The 19,149-nt window shown below is 49.6% G+C and carries 11 protein-coding genes; 4 read left to right on the top strand and 7 right to left on the bottom strand.

Annotated elements, in window-relative coordinates; genetic code table 11:
• Positions 1 to 113: 113 nt before the first annotated feature.
• Positions 114 to 842, top strand: a complete 729-nt coding sequence (locus F1C16_RS12920; protein WP_185281054.1) for an SDR family NAD(P)-dependent oxidoreductase — start codon at positions 114 to 116, stop codon at positions 840 to 842.
• Between the two features lie 73 nt (positions 843 to 915).
• Here the strand turns inward: F1C16_RS12920 and F1C16_RS12915 are convergent, their stop codons facing one another.
• Together F1C16_RS12915 and F1C16_RS12910 are read right to left on the bottom strand one after the other, a co-directional pair.
• A complete protein-coding gene (locus F1C16_RS12915; protein ID WP_185281053.1) occupies positions 916 to 2,562 on the bottom strand; it encodes a RagB/SusD family nutrient uptake outer membrane protein in 1,647 nt (548 codons plus the stop codon).
• 21 nt (positions 2,563 to 2,583) lie between these two features.
• Positions 2,584 to 5,778: a TonB-dependent receptor gene (locus F1C16_RS12910; protein WP_258048902.1), complete on the bottom strand. Its 3,195-nt coding sequence runs from the start codon at positions 5,776 to 5,778 to the stop codon at positions 2,584 to 2,586.
• A gap of 265 nt (positions 5,779 to 6,043) precedes the next feature.
• Between F1C16_RS12910 and F1C16_RS12905 the strand changes: the two genes are divergently transcribed.
• The 3 genes from F1C16_RS12905 (at position 6,044) to F1C16_RS12895 (ending at position 12,279) form a co-directional block, all read left to right on the top strand.
• Positions 6,044 to 7,152, top strand: a protein-coding gene (locus tag F1C16_RS12905) for an IS3 family transposase (protein WP_374940580.1) whose coding sequence is annotated in 2 segments (ribosomal slippage) — positions 6,044 to 6,299 and positions 6,299 to 7,152 — 1,110 coding nt in all. Because the reading frame shifts where the segments join, the coding sequence is not laid out codon by codon here.
• Between the two features lie 394 nt (positions 7,153 to 7,546).
• Positions 7,547 to 10,693 (top strand): SusC/RagA family TonB-linked outer membrane protein, encoded by a 3,147-nt coding sequence (locus F1C16_RS12900; protein ID WP_185281051.1) that lies wholly within the window; start codon positions 7,547 to 7,549, stop codon positions 10,691 to 10,693.
• A gap of 11 nt (positions 10,694 to 10,704) precedes the next feature.
• Entirely contained in the window at positions 10,705 to 12,279 is a 1,575-nt protein-coding gene (locus tag F1C16_RS12895) for a SusD/RagB family nutrient-binding outer membrane lipoprotein (RefSeq protein ID WP_185281050.1), read from the top strand.
• Between the two features lie 102 nt (positions 12,280 to 12,381).
• On the opposite strand, the gene prfB is transcribed toward F1C16_RS12895, so the two are convergent.
• The 5 genes from prfB to F1C16_RS12870 all read right to left on the bottom strand — a co-directional run bounded on the left by prfB (position 12,382) and on the right by F1C16_RS12870 (position 19,110).
• Positions 12,382 to 13,459, bottom strand: a protein-coding gene (prfB, locus tag F1C16_RS12890; RefSeq protein WP_185281049.1) for a peptide chain release factor 2 whose coding sequence is annotated in 2 segments (ribosomal slippage) — positions 12,382 to 13,407 and positions 13,409 to 13,459 — 1,077 coding nt in all. Because the reading frame shifts where the segments join, the coding sequence is not laid out codon by codon here.
• Positions 13,460 to 13,629: 170 nt separating this feature from the next.
• Positions 13,630 to 14,694, bottom strand: a complete 1,065-nt coding sequence (locus F1C16_RS12885) for a branched-chain amino acid aminotransferase (protein WP_185281048.1) — start codon at positions 14,692 to 14,694, stop codon at positions 13,630 to 13,632.
• A gap of 44 nt (positions 14,695 to 14,738) precedes the next feature.
• Positions 14,739 to 15,287 carry a cob(I)yrinic acid a,c-diamide adenosyltransferase gene (locus tag F1C16_RS12880; RefSeq protein ID WP_185281047.1) on the bottom strand — a complete coding sequence of 183 codons (549 nt, stop codon included), beginning with the start codon at positions 15,285 to 15,287 and terminating at the stop codon, positions 14,739 to 14,741.
• 74 nt (positions 15,288 to 15,361) lie between these two features.
• Complete coding sequence (locus F1C16_RS12875; protein ID WP_243900441.1) at positions 15,362 to 16,078, bottom strand: ABC transporter ATP-binding protein; 717 nt, start codon at positions 16,076 to 16,078, stop codon at positions 15,362 to 15,364.
• An 11-nt stretch (positions 16,079 to 16,089) separates the two neighbouring features.
• A complete protein-coding gene (locus F1C16_RS12870) occupies positions 16,090 to 19,110 on the bottom strand; it encodes a hypothetical protein (protein WP_185281046.1) in 3,021 nt (1,006 codons plus the stop codon).
• Positions 19,111 to 19,149: the final 39 nt, after the last annotated feature.

The following is a 19,149-nucleotide window of genomic DNA, read 5'->3' as shown; positions in this document are numbered from 1 at the left end:
GCACAGTCAAAACGGGCGGGCCGATCAACGGCGCACTGCCCTCTCGCGTACTACCGCAGAGGGAATGCGCCGTTGATCGGCCCGCCCGTTTTCGCACTTCACCTACTCATTCCATGCAATACTACATTATCACAGGCGCTAGCCGCGGCTTAGGCAAAGCCCTTGCAGAGGCTGTGCTGTCCTACCCCGATACCAAAGTGCTAGGCGTATCGCGCAACGCCACGATTGAGCACGAACGGTACCAGCATCAGCCCCTGGACCTGTCGGATATGGAGGCACTTCAGAACAACGTCACGAAAATATTCCCCGCTTGGTCAGACGCTGACAGCATCACGCTCATTAACAACGCTGGTGTGCTAGGTGAAATAGCCTACGTAGGCGAACAGACCAACGAGCACTACAACTTCGTATTCGATGTAAATCTAGTGGCCCCCGCTATGCTGATGAATACTTTCTTGAGCGCTTACTCTAGTTTGAATGTGCCGCGCACTGTTCTCAACATCAGCAGCGGCGCCGCTCAGCGCCCTGTGGATGGTTGGGGTGCCTATTGTGCCTCCAAAGCAGCATTAGAAATGCTGAGTCAAGTAGCGCAGAAAGAGCAAGACTTGCGTGGGTCTGGCATCCGCATCCGGGCGCTAGCGCCAGGGGTAGTAGATACGGGTATGCAAGAGCAAATTCGGGGAGCAGACGGGCAAAGTTTTAGTGAGGCAGAGTGGTTTAAGGCATTGCATCAAGATAAGAAGTTGGCTGCATCAGATGAGGTAGCAGGGAAGACTATCAGATGGTTAAGAAAAGAATATCTAGAAACGAAAATTCTTTTGAGAGTAGATGATTTTGAATAGTGGCATCACATATATCGTGATAAAAAAAGACCTATACAATCTTGTATAGGTCTTTTTTTATCACGATATATGGTTAATAACCAGGGTTTTGCTGAGCTGCAAGCGTTGGGTTGTTTGCAACCTCAATGGCAGGAATGGGCCATAAGAAACGATAATCTGTATATGGAATAGCGTCTACTAAACGAGAAACACTTGGTCTTGTATTGCAATTATAGTTTGCGATTACAGCCTGTGCGCTTTGTGCTTTTGACGGGATACCTCCCCCTGGCACAGGGCTAAATGGAGTAGGAGATAAACGATGAATGTCATCCCATCGGAATCCTTCGGCTACAAATTCCACTCTCCGCTCATTTAAAATAGCTCGGACAAGATCGTCGGAGGAAGTGAATGAAGAGGCTGTATACTGCTCGGTTGCAGTAGTTACCGCTCTATTACGTACAGCATTCAACAAGGCTAGTGCTTGAACAGCGTTTCCTCTACGTGCTTGTGCTTCGGCCTGATTCAATAGAACCTCAGCATAGCGAATGATAGGAGCCCAATCTGTATTATTCGCAGCGTCTTTATACTTATAAGAGTAATATCTAGCCGAAGTAGCTTGTAGTAGCTGAGTGCGACGCAAATCAGAACAAGACCAGAAAGGAGCGTTAAATAACACTGGGCTAATGGCAATCAATCCACGAGCGCCAATACCAGCAGGATTAGCAGTCAGCGTATTTGGTGAGCCAAAAAAGTTTGGTAACGCGCCGTTTACCCCTGGATTGTCGTCTGAGCTATTTTCGATTGAAAATATAGATTCAGTCGTCACAGCAGTTCCACCTGGGAATGCCCCTTGTGGGGTTGCTGTTAATGCATAGCTACCAATTGGGCTGGTAAATGTGGTGGTACCAGAAATTAATTTAGCTCCTTCCGTTGTAGCTGCCTCCCATTCACCTTGGTGTAAGCGAAGACGTTGTTTCAACGCGACTGCAGCTCCTTTAGTAGCGCGAGACACACGAGCATTGCCAGTGCGAGTAGCTGGCAGGTTACTCTCTGCTATATCCAAATCAGCAAGTATACTAGTGTATACTGATGCTACTGTTCCACGGTCAAGAGTACGTGCGCGCTCAACTGCTGCTGGAGTGTTGATGGCAAAATCGCGATAAGGTACTCCGGGATTATTCCCTCTATTATCTGTATAAGGACGGCAAAAATGTATTAGGAGTTCGTGGTATGCCAATGCACGCAAAAAGCGCATTTCTCCTTCATACACAGTAGCATCAGCTGTCGGGATAATACCCTGTACAGCTGCATTATTGACCCCTTCTATTGTAACATTAGTCTGATTAATCAAAGCATAAAGCGTTGACCACATGTTAACATTATTTGGCGTGGAAGGGGTGATATTATTAGCGTACACAATACCAAAGAAACCAGCCATATCCACCACATCCTCTCCACGTATATCATCCAATTCGTTCGCTGCTGCTCCGAAGGGGTAGCCACGTACAGCAAGCCCGCTACCATTTAATGGGTCGTAAAAGCCTGATTGAGCAGCATTATAGACACCTACTACCGCTAAATTCACGCGACCAGCGTCACTAAAAGCCGCTGATTCAGAAATACTGTCTTTAGGCTCCAAATCAGTAACCTCACAAGCGCCCAATCCAACAGTAAGCAAGGCGCTCAAAGCCAATAAGCGGCTTTTGTGCAAGGTAAAAAGTGAAAACAAGTTATGATTCATGAGTAGAAGAGTTGCAGAATTTTAGAAAGCTACGTTTAAACCAGCTGTATACACTCGTTGCTGAGGATTGCTATTATAGTCTATACCTTGTTGCGTATTAGTTTGTCCATTAGAGTTAACCTCTGGATCTACGCCTTTGTATTTGGTGATAGTAGCAATGTTCTGCACTTGGCCATAAACACGTACTCGGCTTAGAGCACTACCTAGCGCTGCTTTAGGTAAGGTATAACCAAGCGTAATGTTCTGTAGACGTATGAAATCACCCTTTTCTACGAAACGTGAGAGAGCATTATTATTTTGATTGATAAAGTCAGAATTGGTGTATACCAGCTTAGGTGTGCTAGTTACCTGACCTGGTGTAGTCCAACGATCCAAAATTTCTGTGCTGTTGTTCAGGAACTCTTGACGTAATAGTTGCTGACGTGTAACATTCATAATTTTATTGCCACCTGAGAAACGAGCAAAGATTTCTAAGTCGAATCCTTTCCAAGCGAACGAGTTGGTAAGTCCTCCGAAGAATGTAGGGTTAGTATTACCCAAAATCTTTTTGTCAGTAGCTGTTAATGAGGAACGATTGCCCACAATGGCTGGCTGTCCTGCTGTAGCTTCTCGTGGATTGACATTGGCAGCGCTAGGATTAGCAGGATCATATAGGTAGTATGTATTTCTAGAACCACCATTGAGGCCATCTATATTGCCCTGTACCAAGGTGCCATTTTCATCGTTTTTACGATAAATAGGATAACCAAATGAAGGGTTTACACCTACATACTCATAGCCAAAGAGTGCTCCAACTGGTTGCCCAACTCGTACAACGTTGTATGTATTAATAACATCCTCATTATTATTGAGAGCTAATACACGGTTCTTGTTGGTAGAAAAGTTAAAGCTGGTTGACCAAGTGAAATCAGCTTTATTGATATTTTGAGTATTGATCGTGAATTCGAAACCTTCATTACGCATGCGACCAATATTTGCATTGTAGCCATTGCCAGGAACACCTAACGATAGGGGTAGGCGTACAAATAGGATCAAGTCATCAACGTTGTTACGGTAATAGTCAGCAGAAGCTGTAATTCGATTGTCAAGGAAACCTAGGTCGATACCCACGTCGATCTTCTTAGATGATTCCCATTGCAACTCATTATTACCAAACTGTCCGTTTACGTTGTAACCTATGCCGTTTTGAGAACCATACTTACCTGCGCCAAACAAGCTAGCGTAAGGAAAAGAACCAATATTAACGTTGCCTACTGCTGCATAGCTACCACGGATTTTCAAGTCATTCCACCAAGAGCCAACACCAGAGTTCTTGAAGAAACCTTCTTCTGAGATACGCCAACCTAGGGAGCCACCTGGGAAATAACCTCGTCGGTTGGCAGATGGTAATGAAGAAAGCGCATCTGCACGCAATGTGGCACTTACTAGATAACGGTCTTTAAATGCATAGTTGAACCGTCCAAAATAAGAATCAAAGCCTGTCTGTACGTATCCACCACCAATATTGGGAGTGGTGAAAGTTCCGCTAATAATATTCTCGGGGCCAAAGAAACGATCTGACAATCCAGTAGCCTGCGAGTAATAAGAACGTGAAGTAGTCTTTTGATATTCAGCGCCCGCTACAATGTTAAACTTATGAGAATCAGCAACTACTTTGTTGAATGAAACAGTGTTTTGCCAGTTCCAGCGTAATGTTGGGGCAAACTGCTGGTAAATAAGTCCATTTGCTCCACGGCCATCTCCATGGCGAGGATCATTGTATTGAAAGTCATCGTTCAAAAAGACATCAGTACCATACTGAGTGCGGAATACAAGCCCCTTTACTGGTTCAGCCTCAGCATAAACGTTACCTAAAATACGGTAATTAGTAGCTCGATATACGTTATTATCTAAAGGGAAAAGAATATTTGGATAGGCAAATGCAATAGGAATAGTATTGTTACCCAAGCCTACTGTAGCACCCGTAGCATCGATATAGGGCGTACCATCAGGATTGCGAGCTGGTACGTTAGGAAACAACGACAGTGCGTTTGTTACATTACCAGATAAGCCATTAATGCTTGTATTCAAGCCATTATTTTCAGTACGAGTCAAGCCTAAATTCATACCAACTCGGAACCATTTAACAATTTCTTGGTCCAGGTTTGCTCGAAACGTGATTCTGTTTAGAGAGTTGGCATCAATAACAGCCTTCTGATCAGTGTAACCGGCGGAGAAGAAATAACGAGTCTTCTCAGTAGCTCCTGCTACAGATAAGGCATGATTCTGCTGAAAGCCAGTGCGAAAAATTTGATCTTGCCAATCAGTGCTTACTGGTTGACCATTTACGTCATTGTATGGTAATGCAATAGCAGCAGCGCTTTCTCCATTGAGATTGCGGTATTTTTCGTTGTTGATTTCTATAAATTGATCAGCATTAAGTACATCATAACGCTTTAATGTGCTTGCCCATCCAAAGTAATTATCATAGCTGATACGGGCACGACCCAACTTGCCCTTTTTGGTAGTAATTAAGATTACGCCGTTAGCAGCCCGAGAACCATAAATAGCCGTTGCAGAGCCATCCTTTAATACCTCATATGATTCAATATCACTTGGGTTAATATCTGCTAAGGGGTTGTTCGGCGTCACGCCACTTTGGTTACCTGTAAGAATTGGTACACCGTCTACTACTACAAGAGGGAATGTGCCAGATGAAATCGAGTTTGTACCGCGAATAACAATACGCGGTGTAGCTCCTAATAGTCCCGATGGAGTAGTTACTTGTACGCCTGCAGCCCGGCCAGCTAATTGTTGGGCAAAACTAGGGGTAGCTAAATTAGCAATTTCATCTCCTTTTACAGATGAAATGGCGCCTGTTACATCGCGCTTTTCTTGAGTACCATAACCTGTTACAACAACTTCACTCAGTTGCTTTGTATCAACTGATAGCCCAATATTGATCTGTGATTCGTTTCCTATGGTACGTTGTTGTGACACATATCCTACTGAGCTAAAAACCAAGATGCCACCTTCTGAAGGTACTGTAAGGGTATAAGTACCATCAGAATTAGTAGATACTCCGTTACTAGTCCCTTGTACTACAACGGTTACGCCAGGTAAGCCATCACCGTTTTCTCGATCAGTTACTCGGCCAGATACGTTCCGGCTCTGTGCTACTACCTGCTGAAGCAGGGTGATCATGAGTAAAATACTCATGAGTAAAGTTTTTTTCATGCGAAAGAGTTTGGTAAAATGTGATAAGGCTTTTATAAAAAAGCTGAAGCTCTAAAATAAATGAAAAATTAATGATTATATTATATAGAATAACTTTTCATATGTTTTTAACACTGTTTTAATGGTGACCTCTTGGCCTCCTGACCTTCTCCCAGTAAACTGACCTTGACCTTTTCCCACAAAACTGACCTCCCCCCATTAAACTGGACCACGCTAAAGTAGAGAAATCAGGCACTTGTCGTACCTTAAAACCAAGACACTTGCCATGAAAAAGACCAAGTTTACCGAGGCTCAAATCGTGTTCGCCCTGCGTCAGGCCGACACGGGCGTGACTGTCGCGGAGGTGTGCCGGAAGATGGGCATCAGCGAGGCCAGCTACTACAACTGGAAGAAGAAATACGGCGGGTTAGGTGTGCCCGAGCTACGCCGGCTGAAGCAGTTAGAAGAAGAGAATCTGCACCTGAAACAACTCGTGGCCGACCTGAGCCTGGACAAGCAGATGTTGCAGGACGTACTCAAAAAAAAGTTCTGAGGCCCGTGCAGCGTCGACACGCGGCTCAGCACCTCATCGACGCCTACCGCATCTCCGCTCGTCGTGCCTGTCGGGTGGTGGTGTTGCAGCGCTCCAGCTGGTCCTACAAAGCTCACCGCCGCGACGACACCGCACTGCGCCAGCGGCTGCGGGAACTGGCGCACGTGCGTATCCGCTACGGTTGTCAGCGCCTGTTTACGCTGCTACGGCGCGAAGGCTGGGCAGACAACCACAAACGCGTTCATCGGTTGTACTGCCTGGAGGGCTTGAACTTACGCAGTAAACGACCCAAGCGCAGTCGGGCTGCTGCCCACCGGTTGGAACGGGTCGCACTCCAGCGTCCCCATCAAAGCTGGAGCATGGATTTTGTGGCTGATCAGCTCTTCGACGGACGGAAAATTCGGGCCTTAACGATAGTCGATAACTTTAGTCGTCAATGCCTGGCCATTCACGTGGGACAGTCGCTTAAGGGCGAAGACGTCGTAGCCGTCATGACCCGCTTACGGCAGCAATTGGGCGTCGTGCCCGAGCGCATTCAGGTCGACAATGGCAGTGAGTTTATCAGCAAGGCGCTCGACCGCTGGGCCTATGACCAGCACGTCACGTTGGACTTTTCCCGGCCGGGTAAACCAACCGATAACGCGTATATTGAGTCGTTTAATGGGAGCTTCCGGGACGAATGTTTGAATGTGCACTGGTTTCTGTCGCTGAGCGACGCACAGGAGAAAATTGAGCACTGGCGGCAGGAGTACAATGGCTTTCGGCCGCACAGCTCGCTACAGAATTTAACGCCCGATGAAGTAGTGGCTGCCGCCACTACCGTCGAGCTTCAGAACGCCTGATACTCCACTTTCAAGCGGTCTAATAAATGGGAGGAGGTCAGAACGCCTGATGCTCTACTTTCAACCGGTCTACTAAATGGGAGGAGGTCAGAACGCCTGATGCTCTACTTTTAAGCGGTCCAGTAAATAGGAGGAGGTCATTAGAACATTAAAGGCTTAAGCATGAAGTGTAGTGACTACTTGTTTACGTATTTTATTATTAAATACATGATAGTCAATATATTGTATTGTGTAAAAGATGTAATCTTAAGTATCAATATATAAATATGAAAGGTTGATATGTTAAATTAAAATTAAAAATTTACTAATCTCAGTTCTTTTTTTGACTATACTTGCCATACTAAGTCAATCCGCTCACACCTTTTTTTTCAATTCATTCACCAAATTAACTCGTATGAAAAAAGGCTTACTTCTAGCCTTGGTTCTAATTATTGCTTTGTTGCAGCAGGCAATAGCACAGAATCGAGCTATTTCAGGACGCGTTACCGACAGGGCTAACAGCCAAGGTCTGCCTGGAGTAACCGTTCTGGTAAAAGGAACCACAATTGGTGTTTCTACTAACGAGGACGGCAATTACACAATCAATGTACCGGCATCAGCCACAACGTTGGTTTTTTCCTCTATTGGTTATATTCCAGTGGAGCAGCCTATTTCCTCCTCTACTATCAACGTAGCACTTGGTGCAGATTCTAAGCAACTAGGCGAAGTTGTTGTAACAGGCGCTTTAGGTATTGAGCGCAATGCACGTGAGCTCGGCTATGCAGCTACTCCTATCATGTCAAAGGAGATTACGCAGGCTCGCCCAACTAACGTAGTGAACGGTTTGACTGGCAAAGTAGCCGGTTTGAACGTGCAGACTGTTAACAACGGTGTTAGCCCTAACGTACGTATCACCCTTCGTGGTACTCGCTCGATTACGGGTGAAAACGGAGCACTAGTTGTAATTGACGGGGTACAGACTACGCAGGATATCCTCGCTACGCTGAACCCAGACGATATTGCTGAAATTACTGTACTGAAAGGTGCTAATGCTGCTGCTCTTTACGGTTCGCAAGCTACCAACGGGGCTCTCATCGTTACCACCAAAAAGGGTGGTAAAGGCCCCCAAGTTACGTTCTCGCATACGTCACAGCTTGAGAGCATTAGCTTTTGGCCAAAATTGCAAAATGAGTTTGGGCCTGGTTCGACGGAATGGGATGCAGAATATACGGAATATGAAAACCAGCAGTATGGTCCTCGTTTTGACGGCTCTATTCGTCCATTAGGTCGGGAGACAGAAAACGGAAATATTCAGAATATAGCCTACGAAGCTCGGCCGAATGAGCGTAAAAATTTCTTCAAAACTGGTTATCAGATGCAGAACAACGTATCGTTCTCAGCTGGTAATAACGATACCAAAATTTTGGTGTCAGCTCAGAACCTGAAAAACCACGGCATCATTCCGCGTGATGTATTCGAGCGCAATACATTCCGCGTAAATGCTTCTACCCAAGTGAAGCGTCTCCTAATTGGCGCTAACGTATCGTATTCTCAAAACCGTACGGAGACTACTACTGGGGCTATCTACGACCAGCTTGTAAATACCTCATCGTTGATTCCACTGACACAGTATAAAGATTGGCGCAACAACGAATTTGCAAACCCCAATGGCTATTACAACGAGTATTATGCCAACCCATACTACCAGTTAGATAACAACCGTAATAAAAACCGCCAAGATTATCTGATTGGTAACACTGAACTGGGATACAAAATCACAGATTGGTTGTCTTTAACACATCGCTTGGGCATAACTACCATTAATCAATCGAGTAAATCCACGACGGATCGATTTGATTATTCTGCCTTTACCTTAGGTCGTCCAGGTAACGCGCGCGCTAATATTGCAGGTGGCGTAACTGACTTGACAAGCTATACAACGCGTTTAAACTCAGATTTCATTGTTAATATCATTAAGGAATTTGGTGATTTTTCAGTTAAAGCATTTTTGGGCAACAACATTCAACAGAATCGTTCACGCTACCTGACTGCTTCAGCTAATGCTTTGTCGGTTCCGGGTGTATTTAACATTTCTTCGAATCGTGTTGGTGAACTAACTGGCGGTGAAGGGTCGTTTATCTATCGTCAGTTTGCTTTCTACGCCGATGCTACTTTTGGCTACAAGAACCTGCTTTTCCTTCATGGGTCAGCCCGTCAAGAATCTGTGTCAATTCTTGAGAAGAATAACCGTTCTTACTTCTATCCTGGTGTAGATGCTTCGCTGGTATTCACGGAGGCTATTCCAATGTTGAAGGATGTAGCGTTCCTCGATTACGGTAAGATTCGGGCTGGTTACGCTAAGACGGGTACAGTAAACTTGCCTAGCAGCACAATCGGCGCTGCCGCCAGCTATGGGGCATATTCCCTCTTCCCAGTATATGGTGCAGGTAGCGGTTTCCCTTTCGGTTCACTAGCATCCAACACTTTGTCAGACAGGATCACCCAACTTAACCTACAGCCAGAGTTTACTCACTCATTTGAAGCAGGCACTGAAGTAAGCTTCTTCAAGAATCGCATTGGTTTTGCTGGTTCTTATTACTATCAGCGTTCTATCAATCAAGCAGTGCAAGCTGGTATCTCACCTGCTAGTGGTTTTGGCGCCTATCTGCTAAATGCTGGAGAAGTGCAAAACAATGGGGTAGAATTGGAGCTTAACTTAACTCCCGTTGAAACTGCTAACGGTTTCACTTGGCGTGTAGGTGGTAACTATAACTACAATAACAACAAGGTATTGAAGGTTACGGATACCGTTGATGAGTTGCTGATATCCTCTAGTGGTAACGGTTCAACCTATGCTATCAAAAACCAGCCTTTCCCTGTTTTACGTGGTACCGACTACGTTCGCGACGACGAGGGGCGTGTAGTGTTAAGCTATGTTGATTTTGGTAGTGGACACACTGGCTATTTCCCTACCCAAGCCAGCGCTCTAACTACTTTTGGTAATACTCTGCCAAAACATTTCTTCGGATTCAACACAAGCTTATCTTACAAAGGCCTAACACTTGCCGCTCAGGCTGACTACCGTACAGGTTATGTTATTTATAACGGTATTGGTTCTACACTTGATTTTACAGGTGCATCAGCTCGTAGTGCTGAGTATGGCCGTCAGCCTTTCGTATTCCCAAATTCAGTTACGTTAGATCAAGAAGGCAATTCTGTTCCAAACACGACATTGTTGACACCCGGCGGTGCTGAATTCTGGGCTAGCAGTTCTTACAACTACAACATCGCAGCCAACTATGTTACCAAAGGTGATTTCTTCAAACTGCGTGAGGTTTCATTGAGCTACACTCTACCTGCTTCTATATTGGATAATGCCCGCTTCATAAAGGGTGTTACGCTTAACTTGTACGGTCGTAACCTCTTCCTTTGGGTCCCCAAAGAGAATAAATACACGGACCCAGAATTTAGCTTTACTAGCGGGAATGGTGTTGGTATCAATAACATTGGCCAAACTCCTCCAACTCGTTTCTATGGTGCCACTCTATCGGCAACTTTCTAATCGCAGCACAAATGAAGAATATAGCAAAATTTTTGGTTGCTGCAGCCATGCTGTCCTCTACAGCAGGTTGTGAAACCTTTCTTGATGTCAACGATAATCCTAATAGTATCACGACCGATGCTGTTCAGCCATACTTGATCTTGGCTCAAGCTCTCAAAGTGACTGGTGACACGTACGGATTAACACTGAACTCAAACTACGGAAACTGGGTAGCTGGTTTTTGGGCGAAGACAGGTACGGTGAACGGTTTCAATGCCGAGCGTACTTATGTCTATAGCACTACGTATCAGCAAGGATTGTGGTACGATACTTACAATAACCTTAAGGACTATGATGACATTGTGACTTCAGGTGAGGCACAAGGGCAGCCGTATCATTCGGCTATTGCCAAAATCATGAAAGTATTCAACTACCAACTGCTAGTAGATGAATATGGTGATATTCCTTATACACAATCATTACAGGGAGCATCCGGAAATATCACACCTACCTACGACAAAGCTGAGGATATTTACAAAGACTTTATCGTTAAGCTGGATGAGGCTATTGCCACACTTGCATCAGAACCAGTTGGTGCGCGTGCAGTAGGCACAGAAGATATTGTGTTTGGAGGAAACTTGGCGAATTGGCGCAAATTTGCCAATAATCTAAAGCTGCGTATTCTCATCCGTCAATCGTCCGTAACTTCGTTGGATAGCTATATCCGTACAGAGATGGCGAAATTACAGAGCTCTGTTGATGGCTTTATAAATACTGATGTAGTAGTACAACCAGGGTATCTACAAACTGCTGGCAAACAAAATCCTATTTGGAATATGTACCGGGCTACCCCTACAGGTGGTACTGCTACCTATTACAACTGGGTAGCTGGTACAGATTACATTCTGGCACAATATCAGAACAACAAAGATCCTCGGTTGTCACAGCTATACCTAACAGTGACAAACACCACTAGCCCCTATGTGGGCAAATATAAAGGTGTCGTATTAGGTGAAGCTGACCCAATTCCAGGTGGTACAGGTTTGTCACGCTATAGAACGTATGGCGGTATATACAAAGGCTTCGATGCTCCTGTACCGCTGATGCTCGCTGCCGAAACGTACTTTTTACAGGCAGAGGCCAAGTCACGTAGTAATCCATATTTACCAGGTGGTGATGCTGCTGCAAAGTCCGATTTCAATAATGGTATCCGTGCTTCGTTTGTATATTATTACACGCCAGCACCTAGCCGTCGCAACACAACCAGTGATGTCTCAGCCAATGCAGTAACCGATTACAATGCTTATTTGGCTGCTAATCCTACTAATCCATTAGTAAACTGGGATGTTGCAGGAAATACGAAATTGGAGAAGATTATCTACCAGAAATACTTGGCAGAGAATGCAGTGACTGGAATTGAAGCTTGGAATGATTACCGCCGGACGGGATACCCTAAGTTTCCTGCTTCTGTACAATCAGCTTCGCCACGGACTGATAAGCTTCCAACTCGTTTACTCTATCCACAATATGAGTTAAGCACTAATTCGGCTAATGTGCCAGCAGGAGTTGACCAGTTTACCAAAATCTTCTGGGACGTTGTAGACTAAACTAGTTTACTGCACCATACTAAAAGGGCCGCCCAATGGACGGCCCTTTTTCGTTATTAGCTGAGAATGGTGATGTTGTTTACCAGTACGAAACAATCTGCCTTACCCCTGCATCAGATACGCCTTGATATACTCGTCTAAGTCCCCATCCAATACAGCTTGTACGTCAGTGCGCTCTACGCCAGTGCGGAGGTCTTTGATGAGCTTGTAGGGGTGGAGCACGTAGTTGCGGATTTGAGAGCCAAAATCAATGCGTTTTTTGCCTGCTTCGATCTTGGCGCGCTCCTCATTGCGCTTGTCTAATTCCTGTTGGTAAAGGCGGGATTTGAGCATGCGTAGGGCATGCTCCTTGTTCATGAGCTGGCTGCGCTCAATCTGCACGGCGATGATGATGCCAGACGGGGCGTGCGTGAGGCGTACAGCAGTTTCTACCTTGTTTACGTTCTGCCCACCGGCGCCACCGGCCCGGAACGTGTCCCAAGTGATGTCACCAGGATTGATCTGAATGTCGATGGTATCGTCAACTACGGGGTAGGCGTAGATGGACGCAAAGGACGTGTGGCGGCGGCCGCTGCTGTCGAAGGGGGAGATGCGTACGAGGCGGTGCACGCCACTTTCGCCTTTTAAGTAGCCATAGGCAAAATCGCCGGTGATTTCCAGGGAAGCCGATTTAATGCCAGCGCCTTCGCCGGGCTGATAGCTGAGCTGCTTCACCGTGAAATTGTGCTTCTCGCCCCACATGATGTACATGCGCATCAGCATCTCGGCCCAGTCCTGGCTTTCGGTGCCGCCGGCACCGGGGTTGATTTCTACGATGGCTGAGAGCTGGTCTTCCTCCTCAGACAGCATGCGCTTGAACTCCAGATCTTCTACGGCTTTTTGGGCTACTGCGAATTCTTGTTGCAGCTCGGCCTCGGTGGCTTCGCCTTCGCGGTAGAAATCAAAGAGCACCTCTACATCGGCAATATGCTGCTCTACGGTTTCGTAATCATCAGTCCAGAATTTCTGGCTTTTGATTTCCTTGAGCGTGAGTTCTGCCTGTTTAGAATCGTCCCAGAAATCGGGGGCGAGGGTGCGCTGCTCCGTTTCTTCTATTTGCGCTTTGCGGGCATCGTAGTCAAAGATACCTCCTCAGGGCCTCAGCACGGCCCTTCAATTCCTTCACCTGATCTTGCGTCATTACGGGGGATATTAAATGATGAATAAACAAAGGTCGGTAGGATTACCGAGTGTAGGGGGTAGGAGGCGTGAGAGCCACTAAATGCAAAGCTCGGCTTCGTAACGAGTAGATAAAGTCAGAGGATGACTTTGGTACCCGTTGCGAAGCCGAGCTTGCTGTAGCTGATCTGCTTATACGCTCACCATCCAGCCATGCTCATCGGGAGCAGTGCCTACCCGGATATCGGTGAGAGCAGCGCTAACCCGACGCGCAAACGAGTCGTCTGTGAGGTCCGGCAGCTCGTAGTCCTGGCCGCGGTAGCCTATTACGGCTATAGGTGCGATAGTAACGGCCGTGCCTACCCCGAATGCTTCCTGCAGCGAGCCATTGGCCTGCGCCTCTAGAATCTCCACGGAAGATACTTTACGTTCCTCTACGGTCATTCCCCAGTCGCGGGCTAGTTGGAGTACGCTTTTGCGGGTGATACCGTCCAGAATAGACGAGCTGACCGCGGGCGTAATCAAACGACCATCCACCACAAACATCACGTTCATGGTGCCAGATTCTTCAATGAAGCGGTGCTCGGAAGCATCTGTCCACAGGAGCTGGTTATAGCCATCCTGCTGGGCCAGCTTAGTAGGGTACATGGCCGCGCCATAGTTGCCGGCGTTTTTGGCGAAGCCCGCGCCCCCTTCGGCAGAGCGCACGTACTTTTCCTCGAACCGCACGCGTAGCGGCTTGTTGAAAAAGGAAGCTACTGGGCAGGTGATAATGATGAACCGATAGGTGCTGGAAGGCCGAACGCCCAACATGCCATCGGTGGCAAACATGAAGGGGCGAATATAGAGTGAGGTGCCAGGGGCGCTAGGTACCCACTCCCCATCCAGACGAATCAACTGAAGGAGCCCCTGCATGAATATCTCCTCGGGTACGGCTGGCATGCACATACGCTCAGCCGACAGGTTGAGGCGGCGCAGGTTATCGAGTGGCCGAAATAGGGTGATGTTGCCTTCGGTATTCTTGTAGGCTTTCATACCCTCAAAAATGGCTTGGCCATAGTGCAGCGCCGAGTTGGCAGGGCTTACTTCAATAGGGCCGTAGGGTACGATGCGCGGCTGATGCCAGCTCCCGTCGCGGTAGTCCACCACCAGCATATGGTCAGAAAAAGTCTGGCCGAATTCAAGACGGCTCAGGTCTACTTGCGGAAGGGTAGAGGCTGTTGTGCGTTGGGTGGGAATGTCGAGGGTAAGAGACATAAAAAAACCAAAAAGAGTAAAGTTGGGTGGCAGCTTAAGCGACGTTAGAGGCGGGGTTTCCAGGTCACTTCCTCCGCGCCGAGGTCGTGGGCCATCTGACGGCCCAGTACAAACAGGTAGTCAGACAGACGGTTCAGGTAGACAATGACTAAATCAGCCACAAAAGACTCTTCGCGCAGGTGAATGACCAGACGCTCGGCGCGGCGGCAGACGCAGCGCGCTACGTGCGACACCGAAACTGATGGATGCCCGCCGGGGAGGATGAACTCGCGCAACTCGGGCAAGCCGGCATTCATACGGTCCATTTCCTGCTCCAGCAGCGCCACGTCTTCGGCGTGTAAATCTGGAATCTTCATCTTCGATTTCTCGGGATCCGAAGCCAGCGAAGCACCCATGGTGAACAACCGGTCTTGAATTTCTTTCAGCAAGCCGCGGCGGCTGCCGTTCACGTCTTGGTCGCGCAGCAGGCCAAGGTAGGCGTTTAGCTCATCCACCGTCCCGTAGCAATCAATGCGGAGGCTGGACTTCGGCACGCGCGTGCCACCAATGAGAGAAGTCAGGCCTTGGTCGCCGGTTTTGGTGTAGATTTTCATGGGGTATGGATGGGTGGATGAATGGATGCGTGGTTGAGAAATTGGGTGTTCTCGTCAGTCAACCACGCACTCATTTACCCATTCAGTACGTGCGTTGTCACGTGCTCGTTGATGATATCAGACTCAATTAGGCCGTCGCGCAGGCGTACTACGCGGTGGGCGTAGTTGGCAATATCTTCCTCGTGCGTGACCATGATGATGGTGTTGCCTTTCGCGTACAGCGCCTCGAACAAGTCCATAATCTCGTGACTGGTTTTGGAGTCGAGGGCGCCAGTGGGTTCGTCGGCCAGAATGATGCTGGGGTCGTTGACGAGGGCGCGGGCGATGGCTACGCGCTGGCGCTGGCCGCCACTCAGTTCGTTGGGGCGGTGCAGGGCGCGTTCGGCCAGACCCACGCTGCGCAGGGCCTCACGGGCACGCTCTTGCCGCTCGCTCTTACCGTAGCCGGCGTAAATAAGGGGTAAGGCCACATTATCGAGGGCAGTAGCGCGGGGTAGCAAGTTGAATGACTGGAATACAAACCCGATTTCACGGTTGCGCACGTCAGCCAACTGGTTGTCCGACATATGGCTGACATCGTGATTATTTAGCACGTATTTTCCGCCAGAAGGCGTATCCAAGCAGCCCACAATATTCATCAGGGTAGACTTTCCGGAACCCGACGGCCCCATAAACGCCACGTACTCACCCCGGTTGATGCTAATGGACACGGATTGCAGCGCATGAATCTCCTCCATGCCCATGCGGTATACTTTGGATATGTTGGTGGTTTCAATGATGGGCTGCTGCATGACCAAGTAGGTTAGTTCCAGGATTCCGTGGCGGCAATTATAGCCGAACGACGAGCTTCGTACTGCGCAAGAAAGGTAGCGTATTCGGGGGGGGAAAGCAACGCACGTAGCTGGTTGAGCGGATCAGTAGCGTAAGTGGTCAGCCCTACGGGAATAGTCGCCAACACATAGGCTCGTAGTAGCTGGGGCGAGTTGGGGGCATATTCCAGGCCGCGCACCAACGCATCGTAGGCCTGCTGATACTTCTTCTGGTTGGTGTAGAAGTCGGCAGCGGCCAGTACGGCTTCCGGCTCGAATGGTGCTTCTCGCAGCAAGGCCGCAAATTGCTTGCCGGCAGTGGCCGGTTGCGTATGTGCTGCCAGCAGCGCTTGGTAGGTTAGGTAGTTAGGCTGATCGGCTGCCGTGAAATAGCCAGTAGCCACCAGCTTTTGCAAATCGGTCCAGCGTAGCTCAGCCAAATACAACGCGCCGCGCACCACATTCCAACGCGAAGCAGTGCGGGTTTTGGTGGCGGGAGGTAGGGCGAATTGTTCCACCACCTGCCGGGCTGCTGCCAACTGTCCGGCGTCGATGGCGCGGGGCAACTGAGCCAGCAAGGCCTCTGTGCGTACGGGGGCGGGTAGGGCAGCGGCTGCTGGCAGCCACTGCGCAGGCGGTAGTGTATTGCCTTGCACCACCAAGAACTGGGCCTTTATAGAATCGGGCGCAGTAGCGTAGTCGGCGGGGTAGGAGAGCGTGAGTACTTGGCGTAGCAGGCGGCCAGCATAATCGAGGCTGTCTGGTGCGGGTAGGGACGTGCGGCCCCAGTCGGGTTCTCCATTCAGCGTGAAAGCATAGGCGCGTCCTACCCGCGCATCGGGATAGCCATTCACCTGCGCCGTCGTGAACAGGTGCTCGGCGCGGGCGTATAGTTGCTGCTGTAGCAACCAAGTGCCCATCAGGTTTTGGTAGTAGGCGGCGCTGGCATTGGTGCCGAGCGTGAGCGGTTGCAGGGTAGCCTGAGCCGCCGCAAGTCGGCCGCCGTAGTGCTGGGTAAGCGCCAGCAGAAAGCTTAGCTGCTCGTGGTAGGCGCTGTCGATGGGCTCTTGGCGCAGCTGCCGCAGGGTAGGGAGCAAACTGGTGTCGCGGGCCAGCGCTAGGTGGTAGAGCCGAGCGAAAGTTGGTAGCGACAGACCTTCACCTGCCTTCAACTGAGGTACCGCCGGCGCGGGCTGCCCGGTTATCCGAGCCAGCAGCAACTCATTGCTCTGCAAGGCGGGTTGCTCGCCGCTGGCGGCATGGTCGGTAGCCCATTGCTGGGCGGCGGTCAGGTCTTGCTGAATCAGGAAAGCGAGGCGGTTGGTGCGTACGGCCTCATTGGTGGGCGCATCTTCTTCGGCTCGACGCAGATAGTAATCCACCGAGTCAGTAAGGGTAGAACGGGAGTAGAGCTGCGCCATGTCGCTGGCCAGGAACGCATTGCTGGGCGTTGCCTGCAACCCATCGCGCAAGGCCTGTTGGCGGTCGAAGAAGTCGGCCGGCTCGTTGTAGAGCGCTGCTAGTCGCAACGACAGCCGTGGTGAGGGTGCCCGGCTCAGGGCGCGGCGCAATGCGTTGATTTCGTTCTGGCGCTGAAACCGGAAGCGGTACAGTGCCGCCCGTCCCCAACTGGCTTTGTGATTGAAGCGGTCCAGCACGTCGCTTTCGGCGTAGTAGCGTTCGGCCAATAAAGCAATGGGTGTTACTTCGGGCTGCTGCTCGCTCTGGAGGCGGGTCACATCACCTAAATTGTTGTAAAAGCCTGCTTCTACCTGATCCAGTACAAAGAAATGCGTGCGCAAGCCGGTAATCAGCAGCAGGCCTACGCCCATGATATAGACCACGTAGAACGGCAGGCGGCGCGGCTGGTACACCACCCGATACACCGGAAGCCGCTGCTTGATGAGCGGTCCAAAGTTGAAGATTAGATATAACAGGAAGCCCCCACCGCATCCCAGAAAAGCCAGCGCCGTGAACTGCCGGGCAGCTTCCAGCAATGGGTCGTTTAGGGTAGCCAGCGCGTAGCCCAGCGTGGCGGCCGCAATGGCCAACAGCGTGAGGTAGATAGGGGCCATACCCGTGGCGTAGGGTAGCCACTCGTTATAGGTAGGAGCACGACGGCGTAGCCCCAACCAGCCCACCAACGCGGCGGGCAATAGAAACAGCAGCGGATCTAAGCGAAGAGTATCAGTTAGCTGCACCACACCGTTGCGCCAGTAGTACAGGAAGAGCAGCGTGAGGTACAGAATGCTGAGCGCCAACAGCGGCAGGCGCCCGAGGCGAAGACGCGGCTGCTCGCTCATCGTCCCTACCCACAGCAAGCCATGCACGTTCTCGAAGCCCAGCCAGAGCACCACCAAGGCTACAGCTACGGCGCCACTGCGGGTAGCGTAGGTAGCCAATTGCAACGCCGTGATGTCAGTAGAGTAGGAACTGCGCACAAACAGCAGCGCGCTCAGACCAACCACCAGCACCGCAAAGGCTCCTAGCCGTTGCCAGCGTGGTACAGTCGGCCAAAAGGCGTGGAAAGCATACGCAGGCAGCCCCAATGCTACCAAGGCCAGCACCAGAAAATACTGCCGTTGCGCATCGAACACCCCCAGCAAATCGGGGCTCAGCGACATCAGCAGAAAAAACACCGAGGCCATTGCTACCACAAAAGCTGGTCGGCCGAACGCCGTGATGGTAGCGAGGAAATAGATGAGACTACCCGCCAGCACGGCCAGAAAAGCTATAGCCGCCACCGGCCGCACGAAGGGGCCCGCCACATCATGGGTTTGAGTGAGCAAGTAGGCGTTGGCCCGCACAGGAAGGCCCGCCAGCCCTACCCGCACTGTGTCGAGGGTGAGGGGTAGGGGCTTGAACTGCGTAACCGGCTGGAGTGGCAGCGTGTACTGCGCCCCCGTGAAGTAATGAAAAAGGGCCAGCCCTACGGCCAGCACAGCAAGCAGCGCCGGACCTAGCAGCCAGGGGCTCCAACGATGCGGCGAGATAGAAGGAGCAGAAGTCGGCACTAACTAATTATTCAAAAGCTAACTAGTTGTCAAGTGGTA

It is taken from the genome of Hymenobacter sp. NBH84, from assembly GCF_014217645.1.
Taxonomy (GTDB): Bacteria; Bacteroidota; Bacteroidia; order Cytophagales; family Hymenobacteraceae; genus Hymenobacter; species Hymenobacter profundi.
Note: the sequence above shows the minus strand (reverse complement) of the source record. Positions and strands in the feature narration are given on the sequence as shown.

Coding starts and splice junctions, on each gene's coding strand:
- F1C16_RS12920 (WP_185281054.1), top strand. CDS start 114: ATGCAATACTACATTATCACAGGCGCTAGCCGCGGCTTAGGCAAAGCC.
- F1C16_RS12885 (WP_185281048.1), bottom strand. CDS start 14,694: ATGTCTCTTACCCTCGACATTCCCACCCAACGCACAACAGCCTCTACC.
- F1C16_RS12915 (WP_185281053.1), bottom strand. CDS start 2,562: ATGAATCATAACTTGTTTTCACTTTTTACCTTGCACAAAAGCCGCTTA.
- F1C16_RS12880 (WP_185281047.1), bottom strand. CDS start 15,287: ATGAAAATCTACACCAAAACCGGCGACCAAGGCCTGACTTCTCTCATT.
- F1C16_RS12875 (WP_243900441.1), bottom strand. CDS start 16,078: ATGCAGCAGCCCATCATTGAAACCACCAACATATCCAAAGTATACCGC.
- F1C16_RS12910 (WP_258048902.1), bottom strand. CDS start 5,778: ATGAAAAAAACTTTACTCATGAGTATTTTACTCATGATCACCCTGCTT.
- F1C16_RS12900 (WP_185281051.1), top strand. CDS start 7,547: ATGAAAAAAGGCTTACTTCTAGCCTTGGTTCTAATTATTGCTTTGTTG.
- F1C16_RS12895 (WP_185281050.1), top strand. CDS start 10,705: ATGAAGAATATAGCAAAATTTTTGGTTGCTGCAGCCATGCTGTCCTCT.